Origin of the sequence: Pseudoalteromonas aquimarina (genome assembly GCF_049257255.1) — a bacterium.
Classification (GTDB): domain Bacteria; phylum Pseudomonadota; class Gammaproteobacteria; order Enterobacterales; family Alteromonadaceae; genus Pseudoalteromonas.
The window spans coordinates 47,028-66,281 of record NZ_JBMMUG010000002.1 but is presented as its reverse complement, the minus strand read 5'-3'; the positions used below and the strand labels follow the sequence as shown (position 1 = coordinate 66,281).

The following is a 19,254-nucleotide window of genomic DNA, read 5'->3' as shown; positions in this document are numbered from 1 at the left end:
TGATGGGCTTTTGTTTTTAAGCTAAATAGACTTTTAGCTCAATTTGCATTTAGTACTTTCCAATTTGCTGTGAGCGGATGGTTTATGCCAACAGATTGATAGGCTGTTTCAATTTTATTTTGTTGGTGTAACTGTTTTAACCCAGCGTTAATCGCTTTGGCGATACGTTGATGGTTTGGAAAGTGGGTCGAAATTGCATAGTGGCGACTATCCCATAACACAGCTTTTATATTTGGAATTGGCAACATCTCTTCATAGCTTAAATCATTTTCATTCACCCTAAAGTGGAGCAAGGTGAAATCTGCAATCTCACTTTTCACCAATCTTTTCATATTTGGAAACGATTCTATATGAGCCAATTTGTTAGGTTTTAACTGATTAATTGTGTGCCAGTCTGCTGTCCAAAAACGATTTGAAATTGCAGTCAGTCTTGAAATATCATCGGTGGTTTGTGCTTTAAGTGCCTTGTCATTGTTTTTAGAGGTGTATAAACCAACATCGTAGTCACCTTTATTGATAACTGCTTTGCTGGCAAGCAATGATTCTGGATGGGCATTTATGTCAGATAACCATAAGGTATCAGCGCTCATAGCAAATTTACCACTATTGAGAAGATCGATATTACGACCATATACAGAATTGTCGAAATACTCTAAACGGCAATGGCATTTACCAAGATGAAGCGCCTGATTAAGTAAGATGACATCAACTAAGTCACGCCCTTGCGGTAAATTTGAAAAATCGTTAAGGGTAAGAATATTGGTTTGTTTGCTTAAACGCTCTAGGTGAAGTTTAACATCTTCTGCAATTAAAACCGGGACACTGATAAGGTTTGGTACATTGACTTCGCTTTTTACGACGAAGCTTACAACTGAAAAAAGCAATACTAAAAATCTTTGCAACCACATATTCCACACACAAAACTGCTTAGTTATGCACTATACAACCAGCTTAAGAATAATTATGCAAGTTTTGTCGATAGCCAGTTTTCGACTACTTTATATTTATTTTAAATATGCTAAAGTCTGCGCGCTTATACAGAGGAGAAAGCTATGTCTGCGTTTTGGAATTATCGTGTAATTGAATGTCCAAGTGATGAAGGTACATTATTTCAAGTACATGTTGTTGAATATAACATTAATGGTAAAGCAGTAAATTGGTCTGAAACTGCTGAGGGGTCATTCGGTACAACTCTTGAAGGCTTAGCGCAAGATATTGAACGCCAAAAACAAGCGTTAGAAAAACCAGTGCTGACAGTAAAAAGGTTAGCCCGTGGTTATGAATTAGTGGAAGTAGAAAGTGGTGATTTAGCATCATCGCCTGTTCCAGAATCATTACAAGAGCAAAACTAAATGTCTTTGCGAGCAATTTATTTTGACTTAGACGGCACTTTGGTTGATTCAGAGCACTTACATGCAGTGAGCTGGAACAAAGTGCTTAGTGAGTTTGGCCTAATGTTTAGTGAAGATGAATTTTGCCAGCAATTTGCAGGCAAACCAACACTAGAAGCGGCCAAAGTAATTGTTCGTGAACATGGCTTAGACATTGCCCCAAGTGCACTTGCCAATCTTAAGCATGTGGTTTTTTCTGATATTTCGAAATCACAGTTACCCGATTTATTGGCAGGTGCAAAAGACTTACTCACATGGTGTAAAAATCAAGGCTTAAAATTGGCATTAGTAACAGGTAGTGCAAAAGCCGAAGCTTCTGCAATTTTATCAGGGCATAACTTAACACCGTTTTTTGATGTGATTTTTACCCGTGATGATGTTGAATTGCCAAAACCACATCCTGAGCCTTATTTATCAGCCATTACTCATTTTGCTTTAACAGCTGAAACAGGCCTTGCTATTGAAGATACGGTGACAGGCTCAACGAGCGCTAAAGCTGCTGGTTTATTTACTGTGGTGGTTCCTAACAAATACAGTATCTCTGCCGATTTTTCTCATGTAGACGAATGCTGCAACGATTTAACGGCCGTTAAGGCGCTTATTGCCAGCAAACTTTAAATAATCCGATACACTTATAAGAGCCAGTAAGATTTCAAGGAGGAAATGATGGCTCTCAAATCCCTTATATTCTTTTCTTTATGTTGCTGTTATCGCATTGTCTTTGCAATGGAAGTTCAACTGGCAAACAGTTACCAGCAGCAAAGTGTCGCTAATTACTTGGTCAGTGAAAAACTAGATGGGGTAAGAGCAATTTGGCGTAACAAACAGCTTGTAACACGTAATGGTAAGCAAATTAATGCTCCGAGTTGGTTTACTGAGCATTGGCCAGATACTTGGCTTGATGGCGAGCTTTGGAGCAAACATAACGATTTTGAATTTATAGCCAGTACAGTGTTAGATCACAAGGCAAATCAAGAGGCATGGCAGAATATAAAATTCTTTGTATTTGATATGCCAGACACTTCAAATCCTTTTATAAAACGATATCAAAACTACCGTTCAATCATCAGCGAGAGCAAATCAGCATATCTGGTTGCCATCGAGCAATTTCAATTTTCAACAGATGACCAATTAGCGCAATTTTATCAAACACGATTAGATGAAGGCGCAGAGGGTGTAATGCTGCATGCAAAAAATGCCCTGTTTAGCGCAGGAAGAAGCGCTAATTTACTGAAATATAAGCCACATCAGGATGCCGAAGGTTTAGTTGTTGGCTATAGCGCGGGTAAAGGAAAGTATAAAGGGCTCGTTGGTGCTTTAATTATTGAGCTTGAAAATGGTGAAAAAATAAAACTCGGAAGTGGTCTTTCTGATGAACTGAGAAGTACACCTCCTGCTATTGGCAGTAGAGTTACTTATCGCTACAACGGGTTTACCAAATATGGTAAACCACGATTTGCGAGATTTTTGCGTCAAAGAAAAGAAGAGTAAAACTTAGTCCAATCGATTAGCAAGGTAGTTATGATAATCTGGAATTGTGCGATTTATTTGCTCAGACATCATCTGACTGGCTATCAGCATATCAGCTGTTGCTTCGTTACAAGCGACCGGAATGTTCCAAACGGCAGCTAGTCTTAAAAGTGCTTTCACGTCAGGGTCGTGAGGCTGAGAGGCTAAAGGATCCCAAAAGAATATCAGCAGATTTACTTCATGTTCGGCGATTTTTGCCCCAAGTTGTTGATCACCACCCATAGGGCCGCTCAATAATTTTTCTACTTGCAGCCCGGTAGTTTTCTCAATGAGGTGGCCTGTAGTGCCGGTACCATATAAATTATGCTCTGCAAGAATGTTTTTATGCTTTTCACACCAAGCGCCTAAGGCTGCTTTTTTACCATCATGAGCGACTAATGCGATGCTTTTTTTAGCAGGAATTGCAGTGATAATTTGGTCCATTTGTTAACACCTTAAAATACTTCGAGCACCAAGCGTAACCCTAATAAAATAAAAATACCACCGGCAATACGGTCAATCCATTGTTGTGCACTTGGGTGATGTTTGAAATAGCCTGCAATCTTGTTTCCACTTTTTACATAAAATACATCAATAGGAAATGCCAAAATAGGGTAGAGCAAGCCAAATATCAGTAACTGTAACCACACTGGTGTAGCTAATGTGCTATCAGCAAATTGGGGAATAAACGCGAGAAAAAATAAGGCAACTTTCGGATTAAAAATCTCAGTAAGCATTGCTTGAACAAAAATGTTCTTTTCTTTTTTACCTGATAGTTCACAGTGAATAACCTCTGGTTGACGTAGACTATCAATAATACTGGTTACGCCAAGGTAAATAAGATACAAAGCACCTAGCCAAAGTACTGCTTGGTATGCAAGCTCAGATGTTTTTAATATTACGCTCAGCCCTGCAACAGCCAGTATTGTGTGAACAACCCCCGCCGCGGCAAAACCAAATGCCGTTTGCATTCCTGCGACTTTGCCTTTTGCAAACGTTTGCGCCATTAAAAACGCGTTAGATGGCCCCGGTGAAACTGCCAACAAAAAACTGAGGGTAATAAATGATAAAAGAGATTCAAAGTTAATCATGATTTTTATTAGTTATATGAAGGAATTGGAGTGTTTTCAAACTGTTTTAACTTAATTAAAAACGGTAAAACACTTAACAGGTGTAATGCAATAATATACGGGATAGCAAGTGGCAGATATTGAGTTAGACTAACAATTAGCCCCGCACCACTCATTTGCATCATACCGAGTAATGCTGATGCTTTACCCGCATGCTGTTTAAATGGAGCGAGCGCGTTGCCAGCTGCTGCACCCATGGTAAATGAAAACCCCACGGAACCAATAAATATCGCACACATAAAGCTAGCTACATTAGCAAATGTTAGCTGAAACACCACCACTAAACTTGCAGCCATGACCATCAATATTAAACCGCACATTAGCGCAAGTGATGTTGCACGTTTAATTAATTGTGGAGCAAGAAAACTGGCAATAATACTGACAGTGGCATTGATGCTGAACCAAAAGGTAAAACGCTGTTCACTGAGCCCGTGTTGATTAATTAAATAGTTTGGCGCTTGTGCTACAAACGCCAAAATTGCACTCATAGCCAACATACAAATAGTGGCATTAAAAAGAAAAGTTGGGTGCGTAAAAATTTGCCAGTAAGACACGCTTTTTTCAGCTTTATCTGTGTGGCTCTCAGGTGTGCGTTTTGGAATTGCAAATACCAGCACGGCAAGGCCTATAACGGCAAAACCAGCTAAAAAGTAAAAATTACTTTGCCAGCCAAATTGCAAGGTTAACCATGCACCTAAAATCGGCGCTAAAGCGGGGATAAAGCACACAATACCATTTAAATAAGAGATTACTTGCGCGCTTTTATTGGCATTATAGTTATCACGAACCAGAGCAAAGGTACTTACAAATGTTGCAGCTGCGCCAATGCCTTGAATTATCCGCGCGAATATAAGTACTGTCACTGTTTCAGCAAAGGCAGCGCAAAGAGCGCCTAATAAATACGTTAAAACGCCAAAAATAGCGATTTTTCTGCGGCCAAAGCTATCACTTAGTGGCCCTAAAATTAATTGGGCTAAACCAACACACAACATAAAAACAGTGATGCTTGTTTGAATATGGGTAATTGAGCTATTTAGCTCGGATGCCATCTGCGGCATGGCAGGTAAATAAAGATCGATTGCTAAAGGGCAAAAGATTACAAGCAGTACAAGGGCGAGTTTTAGCATAATCACAACACAGTTTTCAGGGGCAGGAATTGTATACGTTATGCTGGGAAGATCCAAGCCTAGCGCGATAGCTAAGGCTTGGCATAAAGGCTTCTACTCAACAATAATTTTGGCAGATTGAATCACTAATTGTTGCTTTGGTTTGCCACCACGGCTACCGTTTTCATTAAATAAATCAAGTACCTTTTCATCACTTACAAGTTTACCAAACACAGTATGTCTGCCATTTAAGTGAGGCGTTGGGCGAAAGGTAATAAAAAATTGGCTGCCGTCAGTATTAGGGCCTGCATTGGCCATACTTAACAGGCCTTTTTGGTCATGTGGTACGAGAGGCTCAAATTCACCTGCGTAACGATAACCAGGAAAACCCTGACCATTGCCAAGAGGGTCGCCACCTTGTGCCATAAAGTCATTGATTACACGGTGAAAGGTAAGTGAATCGTAAAAACCAAGCGTGGTTAAGTAAATTGTGCTCGACGCATGCATTGGAGCTGTCTTATGAAACAGTTCAAATTTCATTTCACCAAGGGTTGTTTGTAAAACCCAGTAATATGTTGCATCTTCTGCAAATGTTAACTTTGGTGGAATGATCAGTTTAGTGCGCCATTTTTCATCTTGTTTGTCGATTTTTTGCTCAGTGATAAACTGTTCAACTTGTTTAATCGCTGGGTCTTGAAACCAACACGCCGATAAAAATAGAGCGGTTGTAACGGATAACAGTGTATTACGTAACATTTTCATTTAAGCAGGTTTCTTTTCTTTTTTATTTTCTTTTTCTGAAACAGGTGCCGCAGGCTTCGCTGTTTGTGTCATCGAACCTTGAATTGATGCACCTTCTTGAATGCTGATAGTGTCATGGAAGATATCGCCAACAACCGTTGCAGATTGCTCTAATACGACCTTTTTGGCTTTAATTGTGCCTTTAACCGTGCCTTTTACAATCACTTCTTGGGCGTTTATATCGCCTTCAACACGGCCATCACTGCCGATAGTTAAACTTTGAACATTCACTTCACCATTGATACAACCTTCAAGTTGAATGGTACCTGCGTTATTAATTTGCCCGGTGATTTCAACGTCTGAGGAGATAATAGAAGGGAAAGGGCTTTTTTTCTTATTGGAGAACATTCTCAAATGCCTTAGTTAGTTTTAACGGGTTAATATACTTTTTGTTATGTAAAATTTCGTAATGTAAATGGGTGCTTGTACTGCGTCCTGAGCTACCCATTAGCCCGATAACTTGGTCTTTTTGTACCTGCTGCCCGCGTTTCACATTTACCTTTGCTAAATGGCCGTAACGCGTAACGAATCCATTCTTATGTTCTATTTCAATAAAGTTGCCAAAGCCGCCATTGCGACCAGCACGCTTAACTACACCATTTGCAGGTGCGAAGATTTTAGTTTTATGCCAACCCGCCATATCAATACCTCGGTGCATTGCACGGCGTTTAGAGATAGGGTCAGTACGAAGCCCGTACGCACTTGATATATAAAAATCTTTTGCAGGCAGTGAGGTTGGTAATAATGCTAAATTGCTGCTTAGTTGGTTTAAAGTAACAATTTTATCTAATAATTCTTGCTGTTCTTTAGTTAGTACCGAGGTATCAATGGCGTTAAATGGACCACCTTGAGCGCTGGTATTTAACTCAAGTTGCATTATAAAATCTTTATCTACACCCGCTTTATCAAGCGCTTTAAGTAAGCTTGTTGTACGTGTATTAACAATCTCTGAAAGCATTGCAAAGTGAGCATCTAACTGTTGATTCTCTTTTTCAATATCGCTTTCGATACTTTCTTCTTCAGCCTTTTTGTTTTCAGTATTAGGCTTTGTCGTTTGCGGCTTTTGCTGGTCACCGTTTGCTGTTTCTTTCTCAACAGGGGCGTCATCCGATAGGCTGATAACTGGCTCAGCCTCTGATGTTTCAGTTAGCGCTATTTTTTCTTGTTTTGGTAAAGTGTCCGCTGGAGACTTAGCTTTGTCATCTTTAGATGATTCTTGTTTAGTGGCTTCTTGCTTTGTCTGGAATTCTGTTTGTTGCGCTTCTGGTAATGACTCAAGCATATTGGTCATTATTTGAGACTTTTCATCAATCTGAGAAATACGATTGGACAATTCGCTGTGTTTTTCTCGATAAGAAAGGTGAAGGGCATCAAGCTCAGTTTGCTTTTGCTCGATGATCTTATCTTGTGCTGTGATGACTTTGTGAAGTTCAACATACTGGTAGCTTGCAGCACCAGCAACAATACATACGGTTAAGCCAACAGCAAATAAGCTTATTTGTAACCAACTAGGTAATGTAATGTATTTCACATCACCATTTTGGCGGATCAATAACTGTTTATTTGGAAAAAGTGCTTTTAACATTATGACAACCGATGTAGTTAAATATACTGCCTTGAATTATTATTTTTTGAGCAGGCAAGTTAACCGGTACACGATACCAAGATGTATCGAAAAATCCAGAAAAATTTAGTAATTCATACTAAAGGGTGGGGTGATGGTGGCAATTAGCTTGCCACCATGAAATGCATTTGGGTTTATTTAGCAGGTAGCACAGTGCCTTCTACGCGACCAAAACCAATGCGATTAAAGCCGTCAGCTTCACACCAACCACGCATAATCACTTTGTCGCCATCTTCTAAGAAAGTACGCTCTTCGCCGTTACTTAACTTGATGGTTTCTTTGCCACCACGTGATAGCTCTAGCATTGAACCGGCTTCTTCATGTTCTGGGCCAGACTGGGTGCCTGAACCTAACATATCGCCAGGTACAAAGTTACAACCATTTACTGTGTGGTGCGTAACCATTTGCGCAACTGTCCAGTAGCTGTGTTTGAAGCTAGACTCAGATAATTTGCTTGGAGCTACACCGTCAATACGCATTTTCTCAGATTCAAGTAATACATCCATCTGAATATCAAATGCACCTGCTTCACGGTTGTGTGCTGATTCTAAATACTCAAGTGGTTGCGGGTCGTTAGCATCGCGATGCCACTGAGTACGGTATGGCGCAAGTGCTTCAGTCGTTACAATCCAAGGTGACACTGTCGATGCAAAGTTTTTCGCAAGGAATGGCCCTAGCGGCTGATATTCCCATGCTTGTAAATCGCGAGCTGACCAGTCATTGAAGAGACAAAAACCAAATACATGATCTTCTGCATCAGTAATACTAATAGCATCTCCTAGCTCATTGCCTTTGCCTAAGTAAATACCAAGCTCTAATTCGTAGTCCATGCGTTTTGCTGGGCCAAATGACGGTACATCTGCATCAGGTGCTTTTGTTTGACCTTTTGGACGCGGGAATGTTTGGCCTGACACACCAATTGATGATGCACGACCATGATAACCAATTGGAACCCACTTGTAGTTTGGTAGTAATGGATTATCTGGACGGAATAAACTGCCTACTGCCGTTGCATGATAGATAGATGTGTAAAAATCGGTGTAATCACCAATATGACATGGTAGTGAGTATTCAACATCAGTTTGTGCTACAAGCGCAGATTCAAGTGCAGACTGGTGCGCAGAACCTTCAGTTAAGGCTTCGCTTAATGCTAAACGAAGTGCCGACCAATGTGCTTTACCCATACCCATAAACTCGTTTAGAGCAGGAGCATTGGCCGCAGTGGCTGCTTCAAGTGCTAGACCTGTTAACACGCCTGATGCAACGACAACGTCTAAATCAAGAACGTAATCACCAATGGCAACACCGCCACGGAATTCTTCATTGCTATTTGCTCTACGGAAAACAGCAAAAGGTAAATTTTGAATAGGAAAATCGGTACCGCTCACATTTGCAGACGCAACCCAGCTCTTTAGGTTTACGTCATGTGTTTTATTAATTGCGCTCATAATGCACCCTTTTATTTTTAACTGTTTACTTATATTGCTACACAACAGTTATTTTTAAAGACTTAAAGTGGAAAAAGCAGCATATAAAATTACATGCTGCTTATTGGGCTTATTTGTATTAGGTATTAATTAAATAACACCACGACGCTCTTGGTCGCGCTCAATTGATTCAAACAGTGCTTGGAAGTTACCTTCACCGAAACCACCGTCATCAACACGTTGGATCATCTCAATAAAGATTGGACCAAATAAGTTTTTAGTGAAAATTTGCAGTAAGTAGCAGTCTTCACTTTGGCTATCAACTAAGATTTGGTGCTCTTTGATTTTTTCTTTGTCTTCTTTAACCCAAGGAACACGGTCAAAAATTGTGTCGTAATAGTGATCAACAATATCAAGTGTTGCGATATTTGTTTGGTCTAGTTTGTCTAATGAGCCAACAAGGTCATTTGTTAAAAATGCTAAGTGCTGTACACCTGGACCATTGTATTCATCTAAGTATTCATCAATTTGGTTGTTGTTATCGTCTTTACCTTCATTGATAGGAATAGAGAATGTGCCACACGGTGATTTTAGTGCATATGAAAGAAGTGCAGTTTTTTGACCTTTAATGTCAAAGTAACGAACTTCTTCAAAGCCAAATACGTCTTTGTAGAAGTTAGCCCAAGTTTCCATTGTGCCTTTGTAAACATTGTTAGTAAGGTGATCAATGCGAAGGAAACCTTTGTCTTCAACAATATTTTGCTCAGCTAGGTCTTCGAAATCATTTTGGTAAATTGAACCTTTGTCACCAAACACGTCGATGAAATAGATTAAGCTATCACCGATACCGTAAATTGCTGGGTATGGTAAGTCTTTGTGCGTTGAATCAGTTGCAGGTTTTGCACCGCGCTCAACTGCTACATCAAATGCTTTTTGCGCATTTTCAACACGCCAGCCCATAGAACAAATAGCAGGACCGTGAGATTTAGCGAATTCAGCTGAAAAACCACCACGCTCATTGTTTAGTAAAAAATGAATATCATGCTGGTTGTAATAAGTGATGTCTTTACCTTTAAATTTCTTCAGTTTTGAGAAGCCGAAATCAGCAAAGATTTTGTCCATATAGTCTGCATCTGGTGTTGCATACTCAGTAAATTCGATACCTAATAAACCTAGTGGGTTATTTGCAGTAGTCATTTTTAGTCCCCTAAAGAGTGAGAGATGGCTTATTACGTTCGAGTGGCCAACTCTTTAAACACGATTTGGCTAGATAATTATTCAAAATTAAGCTGAGGGAAAGAGGGCGCTCGCTTTTGCTGTGCAGGCTATTTTGTAAAGTTTTAAATACGAAAATGCACTATTAGAGTGTGTTTTTAGATATGAGTAAATTCTTCTGGCAAGAAGCAGTAAAAATTTAATACCAAAATTTTGATTTTTGCCGTTTAAATAACCAAATGGTAAAAATTCAGACGAATAACATAACTCTAGTTGAGTACAAAAAATGCGCTAATTTGTACAGGTTAATTTACAAAAAGGTATTAACACGCAGAGTTGATGATTTAAGGGGCATAAATGCCTTAGTTTTTTCTTAGAGTTAAATGAAACTAGGCGCTAGATTCTAAGGCAGATTTTGACATCATTACTGGGTCAGAGTTGTGCTTTCTATTATTAACTTGTTTAGCAGTACATTATTTTTGCTTAAAGTCATTGGGCAAGTCAGAGACTTAACTTTGATCTTTATTAAGTGTCGATTGTTTTAACATAAGCTGATTTCAATAGCGCCAACCGTAATACCCAAGTTCATCAAGCCATTATCAAAATTGGCATTTAAACTCATCGTTGGGCTAATAACACCGCCTTGCTCAAGGTAGGGGACATATACTTTTTCAGTTTCGCCACCGCCACATGCGCTCTGGGTCAAACATATCAAGAATAAACTCAGTAACTTGGAAATTTTCACAGATCACCCAAAAGAATTATATTGAGAGTGAAAAATACCATATCTGATAGCCAAGCTTCAATTACACTTCATGACATAAAAAAAGGGCTCATAGCAAGCTATGAGCCCTTTTTTAAAATAGGTGTATTAGCGAGAAGCCGTCACTTCCAGCTCTTCCTCTAATACTTCTTCTTCTGAATGGTTACGGTCTTCTGCACCGTGCATCCAATCAACAAGTTTATCCGCCATAAAGTACAGAAGAACACCTGAAGCAATTGCAGTAATAAAGATACCGCCAAAGATAGACATTGCATTTGCAAGTTGTTCTTCTTGAGTTGTTTCGCCATGACCAATAAATGAACCAACGATACCACCAACTTTGTTAGCAATTGCAATAAATAGGAACCAAGCACCCATCATTAATGATGCAATACGCAGTGGAGCAAGTTTAGTTACCATTGATAAACCAATTGGTGATAAACATAATTCACCCATTGTGTGGAAGAAGTATGCACCAACTAACCACCACATGCTTGATTTGTTTGTAGGGTCACCATCCATTTCCATAACCGCACCCATCATAAATACGAAACCAATACCTAATAAGATAAGACCAAGTGCAAACTTAACAGGAGAGTTTGGTTCACGATTACCCAAACGGATCCAAATAGATGCAATTACAGGCGCAAATACAACGATGAAAATCGCATTTAATGATTGGAACCAAGTTGTTGGTACTTCGAAACCGCCGATAGTACGGTCAGTGTATTCGTTAGTGAAAATGTTCATTAGGCCGCCAGCTTGCTCGAAGCCTGCCCAGAAAACAACAGTGAAAAGACCTAGCACCATAATAACTTTGATACGGTCACGCTCAACTTTAGTTAGCGGCTCTTTACGTACTTCGGTTTGCTTTTCTTTCTCAAGCTTAGCTGCAGGAACAGTACCAATGTTGCCAAGTAATTTTTGTGCAAATAAGAACTGGATAATAAGTGAAAGTACCATACCGATACCAGCACAGATAAAGCCAGCTTGGTAGTTACCATCATAATGAGCAACAACTGAACCTACTACGATACCAGAAAGTGCAGCACCTACGTTGATACCCATGTAGAAGATAGTAAATGCGCCATCACGACGATTATCACCTTCTTCGTATAAGTCACCCACCATGGTTGAAATATTTGGCTTAAATAGACCGTTACCTAGGATTAGTAAGCCCAGACCTACATAGAAAGCTTCAGTTTCCATGCCTGGTACCCATGCGTGCGGTGTACCTAAAATAAATTGACCAGCAGCCATTAAGAAGCCACCGATATAAATTGCTTTACGTTGACCTAAGTATTGATCCGCTAACCAACCACCAATCAGTGGGGTAAGGTAAACAAGACCTGTAAATGTACCATACATTGAAAGTGCATCGGCTTGGGTCCAACCCATACCGTTACCGCCTTCAGAATATACTTGGTCTACTAGATAAAGTACTAAGATAGCGCGCATTGCATAGTAGCTAAAGCGCTCCCATAGTTCTGTAGTGAATAGCAGGAATAGACCTTTCGGGTGGCCTAACATTTCACCTGCTTTAGGGACTGAATTCATCGTATGCTTCCTAATTCAAATTATTGTTATGGCCAATATTATTATTGTTGTTACTACCTTTCGGCTTGAACGGGCGGCCAATATGTGTGTTTGGGTAACGGTTACCCAGTAAACAGATTTGTGTTAATAAACATACTGAACGAGGGGTAAAATAAGGTTATTAATACAAACTGCATCCAGCCAGTATACCTAGAGAGTTTTTTAAACAAAAGCCCTTATCTAACAGATTTGACCTGTTTGTATGCAATTTCGTCGATTAATTATTCACATCAAGGCATAAGCCTTTTAAAAAATGAATGAAGCCATAATGCTTTAGCCAATGCAGGTGCGCTTCGTCTTTCACTAAAAAATGCCCGCAGAAATTTAAACCGTTTGCGAAAATAGATTCAATATGTGCTGTTTTACGTGGCACTAACCAGAACAATTCTTTATGCAGTATTAAATTATATGCGCCAGTTTCAGTCTCATTTGTATCCAATTCGAATTGTGACAGTGCTTGTTGGTAGTACTCGTTACACAGCCTTAAATTAATTGGGCCAAAGCGCACAAAACTAATTTCTTCCAATTTTTTTGCTATGGCAGGTACAGTTTCGCTGTGTGCTAAGCGAATTAATTGCATATGACGATGTCCTTGGCTGGCACCAGCAATGGGGCCTGCATTATAAAAGCCGACATCATAAGGCGAATTTAAATGTTCAAGCCAAGTCGAAAAATCAGACTCTGTTAGTGGACTTTGTTGCGAAACAAAATCATTACTACATAAAAGGGCATGGGGTTTTAATACGGGAAACTTATTTAAGAGCAGTTTATGTGAAGGTGGGCAGTCTTTTACAAACATCGCCTCTTCATGGGGTAAAAACGGGTTAGTCTTTTGTGTGCTTTGATGAGGTTTGTCGATTTTTTTAGGAACACGCAAATGCACTGTGAAGTGAATATTATTATCCAAAAAGGATTGGCTTTGTGTTGTGAGTGGCTGGAGCGTTTTTGTTTTTAATGCGATTTCTATTTGCTGTTCAACTGCTTGCCAATACATAATACATCCTATATTTGATCTTAATGAGCACGAGTGAGTTATGCGCCGCGGTTTTTCTGTGCCAAATGAAAATGATAGTTTTAATCTTCGCGTCTTTAAACAAGTTGTACCTTATTTATTAGAATTTCGCACGCGTATTATTATTGCTTTTGGCTGTCTTGTGCTTGCTAAGCTTGCCAGTGTTTACCTGCCTTTTGTTCTGAAATACACCGTTGATACGTTAGATCAACAACAGAGCGTGGTGCTACTTGGTACGATAGGTTTAATTGCCGCCTATGGTGTGCTGCGACTTGCCAATGTAGTACTGTCTGAATTACGTGACATGCTATTTGGTCGCGTCACAGAACGTGCCATGCGCCGTATTAGCATGAAAGTATTTAGCCATTTACAACACCTCGACTTAAAATTTCATTTAGATCGCAAAACTGGCGGACTTGCCCGCGACATTGAACGGGGTGTATCGGGCATTAGTTTTGTGATGCGCTTCTTTGTTTTCAATATTGGCCCAACGTTGATTGAGCTGATGTTGGTAATTGGTATTTTAACAACCAAGTATGGCGCCAAATACGGCTTCGTGATTGCCGCATCTGTGGTGGTTTATATTACTTTTACTGTATATGTGACTAACTGGCGATTAAAGTTTATTCGCGAAGCCAACATGGCTGATAACCGCTCTAACACCCGTGCCGTTGATAGCTTATTAAATTTTGAAACGGTGAAATACTTTAATAACGAAGAGCACGAAATTAAAGAATATGATGTGGAACTTGCTGCTTGGGAAAAAGCACGCCGTAAAAACCGTTTATCACTGTTTGCCTTAAATGGCGGCCAAGCCCTTGTAATTGCCACAGCCATGACCTCAATGCTGTTATTTGCTGCGTTAGATGTTGAAGCAGGGACGATGACGCTCGGTGATTTTGTATTAGTGAATGCCTTTATGATGCAGATATTTATGCCACTTAATTTTTTGGGATTTGTCTATCGTGAAATTAAAGGCTCGCTAACTAATATTGAAAATATGTTTGACCTGCTTAACGTCAAAACAAGTGTTTCTCGAAATGCTAAAAGCCAAAGGCTCGATGTGAGTGAGGGGTCAATAACCCTTGAAAATGTTAATTTTGGCTATGTTAAAGAACGTACCATTTTAAATAATTTATCACTGAACATTAAAGCCGGTAGCAAAGTTGCAATTGTAGGTCCGAGTGGCTCTGGCAAAAGTACCTTAACCAAATTACTTTGTCGTTTTTACGATGTAACAGATGGTAATATCAAAATTGATGGGCAAGATATTGCAAAGGTTAATCTTGATTCGCTGCGTGAAGTGATTGCTGTTGTGCCACAAGATACCGTGTTATTTAATGCCAGTATTTATGACAATATTCATTATGGTAATTTGGCTGCGATCAAAGAGCAGGTCATCGCCGCAAGCGAAGCTGCGAATCTTAAAGCGTTTGTAGAATCGCTTAACGATGGTTTTGATACCCATGTTGGTGAGCGAGGGTTAAAACTCTCGGGCGGGGAAAAGCAGCGCGTTGCCATAGCTAGAGCCCTATTGAAAGACTCACCTATTATGGTCTTTGATGAGGCTACCTCAGCGCTTGATAGTCACAACGAAGAAGCGATAATGCGTACAATTAAACAGGTTGCGCGTCATCACACCGCAATTATGATTGCCCACCGTTTATCAACCGTGACTGATGCAGATCATATTTTCTATTTAGAACAAGGGCAGCTGGTGGAAGAGGGTACTCACCAACAACTACTTGAAAAAGATGGACGTTATGCCGCGCTTTGGCGTAGTCAGAGCCAGTAAATACATTTTTAAAATATAAATATTAGTTAAACTGAGATGTGATAGCTTTGTTTATATGGGCAGCATATTAATCTGCAATATCGAGGTTTTGCTTCGTTAAAACTTGACGGTAATATTGGATTGCTAATTCACTTTCACCAAATTTGTCAGCAACGTGACCCGAAAGATTTAGCAATTCGCCATCTGCTGGAGAAAGTGCTAATAGATCTTTTTGCAGTCTAAGTGCGCTTTGTTGATCTTTAAAGTCCAATAAAAGCGCCATTAAACGACGTTGATTATAGTTTTCATCAGCAGGCACACGGTAAACAAGGTGACTGACTACTTTCTCACCTAATGCATACTTGTTACTTAATAGTGCTTTTTGTGCCAGTTGGTACTCTGTCTCAAATTCAAGTTCACCATACTTATGGGCATTTTCGTAAAGTAAATCTACTTGCTCAAATTCACCTTTATTGAGGGCAAATTCTAACAGTCGAGTATTGGCTGGAATACTTGATGGGTTATTACTTAAATAAGACGTTAAAATAATTTCTTCACGATCAGGCTGTTTTTTTACTTGATAGCGAACCTTTAAATTTTCAATTTCACGTTTTTCACTTTGTGTTGCCGCAGGTGCCATATGTAAATTGGCGAACCAAGCATCAAGTACTTCAGTGTCATCTGAATTAAGTAACCACTCGCTATACAACTGATACCAGTAAAAATCGAGTTTTGGTGTGCTATCAAGTGCTTTTCTAAGTTGATCCGAAGCGCGATTATGCATACCAAGCTTGTACCACTGCGCTGCAATTTGCGCGTTTTGCAGATTGCTTAGATCATTCTGGTTTTCGATTTCTTGTAAAAGGGCAAGAGCTGATGCTTTTTGCTCTGTGTCGATTAATATATCAACTTGTTCAAGCTGCTCGCCAAGAGCAAGTGTTTCTTTCAGTTCTTTTATTTGCGGTGTGTAGTCTTTTACTCTTATATAAGACAGACTTTGTAATCCAGCGCGGAAATCACCTATAGAACGCATATACAACGCATGGGTATAGCGAATTTCAGGGTTCATTGGAAAACGCCAAAGTGCTTGGTTATATACTTTTCTACTTGCGTCTATATCGCCTAATTTACGCCACTCAAATGCTAAATCATGATAAAGCCAACCATTAGTTGGTGACGTTTTTATTGCTTTTTCAAGTAATGCAATCGCAGCTTGAGGTTCGCCATGACTCGATAGCTCTTCAGCTTTATCGCGATAGATAGCTGTTTTTGCTGCTTTTATTTCTGCCGCGACGGCTTCACGTTGTTTTTGAGTCAAGCTTGATTCAAATCGTTCCAAAACAGCGATATCTTGCTGCTCTTCCACAATACCAAGTAATAATGACAGTGCATAAGCGTTGTTTGGGTCGCTACGTAAAACGGTTTGTAAATATTTAGTGGCTTGTTTTGTATCACCTTTTGCTTTGGCAATCTGAGAGGAGTAGAGCAATACCCTATTGGTGTCTTCTTTAAGTTTTAATGCATTTGCCAGAAGGGATTCAGCCTCTGTAAGTTCCAGTGCATCGATAGCTACACGTGCTTTGGCAATGAGCCCCCAAAACTTAGTGGTATTAAGCAAACCAAGCCAAATTGATTTATCGCTGGTTTGTGCCAATGATGCTGCTTTCGAGAAATATTGTTGGGCATCGTCGTGTTTTCCTTGCGCCATTAATGCTCTGCCGAGATCGCCAACGATATCAGCATCTTTAGGTCTTCCTGCAGCAGCTTTACGTAATAGCTTTTCCGCAAGGGCATAATTTTCTTTTGCCATATGGCGGCGAGCACGCTGCCATGCTTGATAATTTGGATCTGCTTCAAGTTTCAATTGTGCAACTAACTTCTCACTGAATACTTCGTACTGTAATTTACCTAAGTCGCTATTTGGGTAAAGACTAAAGAAATAGCTATATTGTGAACGGGTAAACGTACTGATCGGCATGTCTTCGAGGGCATTTAGCCATACTCGCTCAACCTCAATGCGCATTTGTGAATGAGTTGCATATTTTCGTAAAATTGCCAGCGACTTTTTATCGGTAGGCTTACGTTTTAAGATATGGCGGGCATAGGCCACTTCAAACTCTGCGGTGTTTGGATAGCGTTGTGTTAATTTGGTAAAGAGTGTTTTAGCTTGCTGCCAGCTGTCTGGATCTGACGATAAAATATTAGCGTATTCGAAATTTAAGCGGGCTGTGGGAATCTCTCCACGAAATAAGGCTTTAAATTGTTTTGCCGCTTCTTTTGATTGACCTGCGCGAGCAAGTAACCTTACCGCATTTAATTTCTCTTTCCCCTCTGGAGAGTGAATATAGGCAATGCTGTCTAAGCGTTGAATATAAGGGTAGAAGGGTTCGTCCTTTTTAAACGCTTTGAGCTCTTCTTTGGCCTTTTCAACTTCGCCTTGTTCAAAATAGTAGCGGATCCATGCTGCTCTGATATCAAGACTGCCTGGTTCAACCTGTTCAAGACGCGAAAGGCTATCTATCACCAGTTGTGGTTTTTGTTGTGCCTCGCCAAGCTCTACTTGCTCTAAAAGCCAACTAATAGGCTGTGCATCAAGGCCTTCATTGGCATGAAGGTGTGTGCCAAGTAAACAGCTAACTAAAAGTACCGTCGCTCTTAGTTGCATTCGGTACTCCATGCTGGCACTAACGAACCATCATTTTGAAACTCAAAACGTGCATTTGTTGCTGCAGTACCAAATAATGTTAAAACACTGCTGTAGTAGTTATTTCTAAGTTCAAAATCAATATTGGCATTAATCTTTTGGTTTATCATACTTGCAGTGACACGATCACCAAATGACTTCATAAATGGCAATATCGCAGCTTGGAAGCCAAGAGGGCCAGTTTTATCTGTTCGGCCAGAACTTGCATAGGTATTCAGTGGTACAGCACGATTGGCACTTACTTTACGTGCCATAGGGGCAAACTTGAGCAATAATTGCTCTTTGTAACTAACATCGTCTGCTAATAAGCCTACCCAAAGATAACTTCGAATTGCATTAAAATTGCCTTCATCATTATATTTCTTAGAAAAGTGAAAGCCTTTCTTTGGGTTATAAAGCACCCAATCAGGGCTAAAACCTTTTGGCGCACTTTCTGAAAGCACCACGATTGAAGAGTTAAGCAACTCTTGCCATGGTTGGCTTGGATAGAGTTCAACAAAACGTTGGAAGATAAATGGTGGCAGATAGCTTGGGTTTAAGCGCCATGTATTGTCGTCAACTTTAAAACCATAAGGCGCAGGTAGCAATGTTAAGCCAAGGCCCGGTAAAAATTCAGTTTCTTCTTTTAAAATGCGCTTTGCCATAACTGCAGCAAGTACTGCATATCGCTGCTCGTTCCATAAACGACTCGCTTCTGCAAGCGCGTAGGCAATCCATAAATCAGAATCTGACGCAGGGTTTGAATCTAAAATACCATAGCTGGTTGGCGTTTTTCGCCCCCATAGCCATGCAGGTAAACGAGCGTTTAAATCACCTTCAGCAAGGTGGCGTTCAGTCCAGTTTAAAAGTTTAACAAAGGTTTCTTCATCGTTTGCCACTAATGCGAAAAATAAACCGTAGGATTGACCTTCACTGGTGGTTATATTTTTCTCAGAGCCTAAATCAATGACACGACCTTCTTTTGAAATAAAGTTGTTTTTAAATGTTTGCCACTCAGGCCAAACCATACAACTTTCAGCTTTCAACAATGTAGGCATTAGAAGCAATAATACAACGAGTAACTTTTTCATAATTATCTTCCTTATCGCCAACACGTTTGCACGCTAATGTGTTTAATACACACCATAAAATAACAGATAAAATAAGTAATGTAATAACTGTCATAAACGCTAAAAGCAGTGGATGATCCGATAAGCGGAACC

18 protein-coding genes are annotated in these 19,254 nt (G+C 39.9%); 4 read left to right on the top strand and 14 right to left on the bottom strand.

Annotated elements, in window-relative coordinates; genetic code table 11:
* Window positions 1–38: 38 nt before the first annotated feature.
* Entirely contained in the window at window positions 39–908 is an 870-nt protein-coding gene (locus AAEU29_RS05140) for a hypothetical protein (protein ID WP_421972355.1), read from the bottom strand.
* 144 nt (window positions 909–1,052) lie between these two features.
* On the opposite strand from AAEU29_RS05140, the gene AAEU29_RS05135 reads away from it, so the two are divergent.
* The 3 genes from AAEU29_RS05135 to AAEU29_RS05125 are packed head-to-tail and all read left to right on the top strand — an operon-like array spanning window position 1,053 to window position 2,882.
* Window positions 1,053–1,352, top strand: a complete 300-nt coding sequence (locus tag AAEU29_RS05135; RefSeq protein WP_274760528.1) for a hypothetical protein — start codon at window positions 1,053–1,055, stop codon at window positions 1,350–1,352.
* Window positions 1,353–2,009: an HAD family hydrolase gene (locus tag AAEU29_RS05130; protein WP_421972354.1), complete on the top strand. Its 657-nt coding sequence runs from the start codon at window positions 1,353–1,355 to the stop codon at window positions 2,007–2,009. It begins immediately after the preceding gene.
* Window positions 2,010–2,057: 48 nt separating this feature from the next.
* Window positions 2,058–2,882, top strand: coding sequence for a DNA ligase (locus AAEU29_RS05125; protein WP_421972353.1), 825 nt, complete (start codon window positions 2,058–2,060; stop codon window positions 2,880–2,882).
* Window positions 2,883–2,885: 3 nt separating this feature from the next.
* Here the strand turns inward: AAEU29_RS05125 and AAEU29_RS05120 are convergent, their stop codons facing one another.
* The 11 genes from AAEU29_RS05120 to AAEU29_RS05070 all read right to left on the bottom strand — a co-directional run bounded on the left by AAEU29_RS05120 (window position 2,886) and on the right by AAEU29_RS05070 (window position 13,556).
* Window positions 2,886–3,344 (bottom strand): methylglyoxal synthase, encoded by a 459-nt coding sequence (locus tag AAEU29_RS05120; RefSeq protein ID WP_421972352.1) that lies wholly within the window; start codon window positions 3,342–3,344, stop codon window positions 2,886–2,888.
* An 11-nt stretch (window positions 3,345–3,355) separates the two neighbouring features.
* Window positions 3,356–3,991, bottom strand: a complete 636-nt coding sequence (locus tag AAEU29_RS05115; protein WP_274760524.1) for a LysE family translocator — start codon at window positions 3,989–3,991, stop codon at window positions 3,356–3,358.
* Between the two features lie 8 nt (window positions 3,992–3,999).
* Window positions 4,000–5,157: a multidrug effflux MFS transporter gene (locus AAEU29_RS05110; RefSeq protein ID WP_421972351.1), complete on the bottom strand. Its 1,158-nt coding sequence runs from the start codon at window positions 5,155–5,157 to the stop codon at window positions 4,000–4,002.
* 93 nt (window positions 5,158–5,250) lie between these two features.
* Window positions 5,251–5,898 carry a peptidylprolyl isomerase gene (locus AAEU29_RS05105; RefSeq protein ID WP_421972350.1) on the bottom strand — a complete coding sequence of 216 codons (648 nt, stop codon included), beginning with the start codon at window positions 5,896–5,898 and terminating at the stop codon, window positions 5,251–5,253.
* Window positions 5,899–6,285, bottom strand: coding sequence for a bactofilin family protein (locus AAEU29_RS05100; RefSeq protein WP_274760521.1), 387 nt, complete (start codon window positions 6,283–6,285; stop codon window positions 5,899–5,901).
* A complete protein-coding gene (locus AAEU29_RS05095) occupies window positions 6,272–7,522 on the bottom strand; it encodes a peptidoglycan DD-metalloendopeptidase family protein (protein ID WP_421972349.1) in 1,251 nt (416 codons plus the stop codon). Before AAEU29_RS05095 ends, AAEU29_RS05100 begins: the two co-directional genes overlap by 14 nt.
* 173 nt (window positions 7,523–7,695) lie before the next feature.
* Window positions 7,696–9,009, bottom strand: coding sequence for a fumarylacetoacetase (fahA, locus tag AAEU29_RS05090; protein WP_421972348.1), 1,314 nt, complete (start codon window positions 9,007–9,009; stop codon window positions 7,696–7,698).
* Window positions 9,010–9,138: 129 nt separating this feature from the next.
* Window positions 9,139–10,185: a 4-hydroxyphenylpyruvate dioxygenase gene (hppD, locus tag AAEU29_RS05085; protein ID WP_421972347.1), complete on the bottom strand. Its 1,047-nt coding sequence runs from the start codon at window positions 10,183–10,185 to the stop codon at window positions 9,139–9,141.
* 559 nt (window positions 10,186–10,744) lie between these two features.
* Window positions 10,745–10,948, bottom strand: coding sequence for a hypothetical protein (locus AAEU29_RS05080; protein WP_421972346.1), 204 nt, complete (start codon window positions 10,946–10,948; stop codon window positions 10,745–10,747).
* A 126-nt stretch (window positions 10,949–11,074) separates the two neighbouring features.
* Window positions 11,075–12,523, bottom strand: coding sequence for a peptide MFS transporter (locus AAEU29_RS05075; RefSeq protein ID WP_421972345.1), 1,449 nt, complete (start codon window positions 12,521–12,523; stop codon window positions 11,075–11,077).
* A gap of 256 nt (window positions 12,524–12,779) precedes the next feature.
* The gene (locus tag AAEU29_RS05070; protein ID WP_421972344.1) at window positions 12,780–13,556 is read right to left on the bottom strand and encodes an ATP adenylyltransferase family protein; all 777 of its coding nucleotides are present in this window, start codon (window positions 13,554–13,556) and stop codon (window positions 12,780–12,782) included.
* A 40-nt stretch (window positions 13,557–13,596) separates the two neighbouring features.
* Here AAEU29_RS05070 and AAEU29_RS05065 point away from each other — a divergent pair, with 40 nt between their 5' ends.
* The gene (locus tag AAEU29_RS05065; RefSeq protein WP_421972343.1) at window positions 13,597–15,369 is read left to right on the top strand and encodes an ABCB family ABC transporter ATP-binding protein/permease; all 1,773 of its coding nucleotides are present in this window, start codon (window positions 13,597–13,599) and stop codon (window positions 15,367–15,369) included.
* A gap of 67 nt (window positions 15,370–15,436) precedes the next feature.
* Here the strand turns inward: AAEU29_RS05065 and AAEU29_RS05060 are convergent, their stop codons facing one another.
* On the bottom strand, window positions 15,437–18,013 hold the full coding sequence (locus AAEU29_RS05060) for a tetratricopeptide repeat protein (RefSeq protein ID WP_421972342.1): 2,577 nt from the start codon (window positions 18,011–18,013) through the stop codon (window positions 15,437–15,439).
* Window positions 18,004–19,122, bottom strand: a complete 1,119-nt coding sequence (gene bcsZ / locus AAEU29_RS05055; protein ID WP_421972341.1) for a cellulose synthase complex periplasmic endoglucanase BcsZ — start codon at window positions 19,120–19,122, stop codon at window positions 18,004–18,006. Before bcsZ ends, AAEU29_RS05060 begins: the two co-directional genes overlap by 10 nt.
* Window positions 19,123–19,254 lie beyond the last annotated feature (132 nt).

Excerpts from the sequence above, each read along its gene's own strand:
- AAEU29_RS05140 (WP_421972355.1), bottom strand. The coding sequence starts at position 908 with ATGTGGTTGCAAAGATTTTTAGTATTGCTTTTTTCAGTTGTAAGCTTC.
- AAEU29_RS05135 (WP_274760528.1), top strand. The coding sequence starts at position 1,053 with ATGTCTGCGTTTTGGAATTATCGTGTAATTGAATGTCCAAGTGATGAA.
- AAEU29_RS05130 (WP_421972354.1), top strand. The coding sequence starts at position 1,353 with ATGTCTTTGCGAGCAATTTATTTTGACTTAGACGGCACTTTGGTTGAT.
- AAEU29_RS05125 (WP_421972353.1), top strand. The coding sequence starts at position 2,058 with ATGGCTCTCAAATCCCTTATATTCTTTTCTTTATGTTGCTGTTATCGC.
- AAEU29_RS05120 (WP_421972352.1), bottom strand. The coding sequence starts at position 3,344 with ATGGACCAAATTATCACTGCAATTCCTGCTAAAAAAAGCATCGCATTA.
- AAEU29_RS05115 (WP_274760524.1), bottom strand. The coding sequence starts at position 3,991 with ATGATTAACTTTGAATCTCTTTTATCATTTATTACCCTCAGTTTTTTG.
- AAEU29_RS05110 (WP_421972351.1), bottom strand. The coding sequence starts at position 5,157 with ATGCTAAAACTCGCCCTTGTACTGCTTGTAATCTTTTGCCCTTTAGCA.
- AAEU29_RS05105 (WP_421972350.1), bottom strand. The coding sequence starts at position 5,898 with ATGAAAATGTTACGTAATACACTGTTATCCGTTACAACCGCTCTATTT.
- AAEU29_RS05100 (WP_274760521.1), bottom strand. The coding sequence starts at position 6,285 with ATGTTCTCCAATAAGAAAAAAAGCCCTTTCCCTTCTATTATCTCCTCA.
- AAEU29_RS05095 (WP_421972349.1), bottom strand. The coding sequence starts at position 7,522 with ATGTTAAAAGCACTTTTTCCAAATAAACAGTTATTGATCCGCCAAAAT.
- fahA (WP_421972348.1), bottom strand. The coding sequence starts at position 9,009 with ATGAGCGCAATTAATAAAACACATGACGTAAACCTAAAGAGCTGGGTT.
- hppD (WP_421972347.1), bottom strand. The coding sequence starts at position 10,185 with ATGACTACTGCAAATAACCCACTAGGTTTATTAGGTATCGAATTTACT.
- AAEU29_RS05075 (WP_421972345.1), bottom strand. The coding sequence starts at position 12,523 with ATGAATTCAGTCCCTAAAGCAGGTGAAATGTTAGGCCACCCGAAAGGT.
- AAEU29_RS05070 (WP_421972344.1), bottom strand. The coding sequence starts at position 13,556 with ATGTATTGGCAAGCAGTTGAACAGCAAATAGAAATCGCATTAAAAACA.
- AAEU29_RS05065 (WP_421972343.1), top strand. The coding sequence starts at position 13,597 with ATGCGCCGCGGTTTTTCTGTGCCAAATGAAAATGATAGTTTTAATCTT.
- AAEU29_RS05060 (WP_421972342.1), bottom strand. The coding sequence starts at position 18,013 with ATGCAACTAAGAGCGACGGTACTTTTAGTTAGCTGTTTACTTGGCACA.
- bcsZ (WP_421972341.1), bottom strand. The coding sequence starts at position 19,122 with ATGAAAAAGTTACTCGTTGTATTATTGCTTCTAATGCCTACATTGTTG.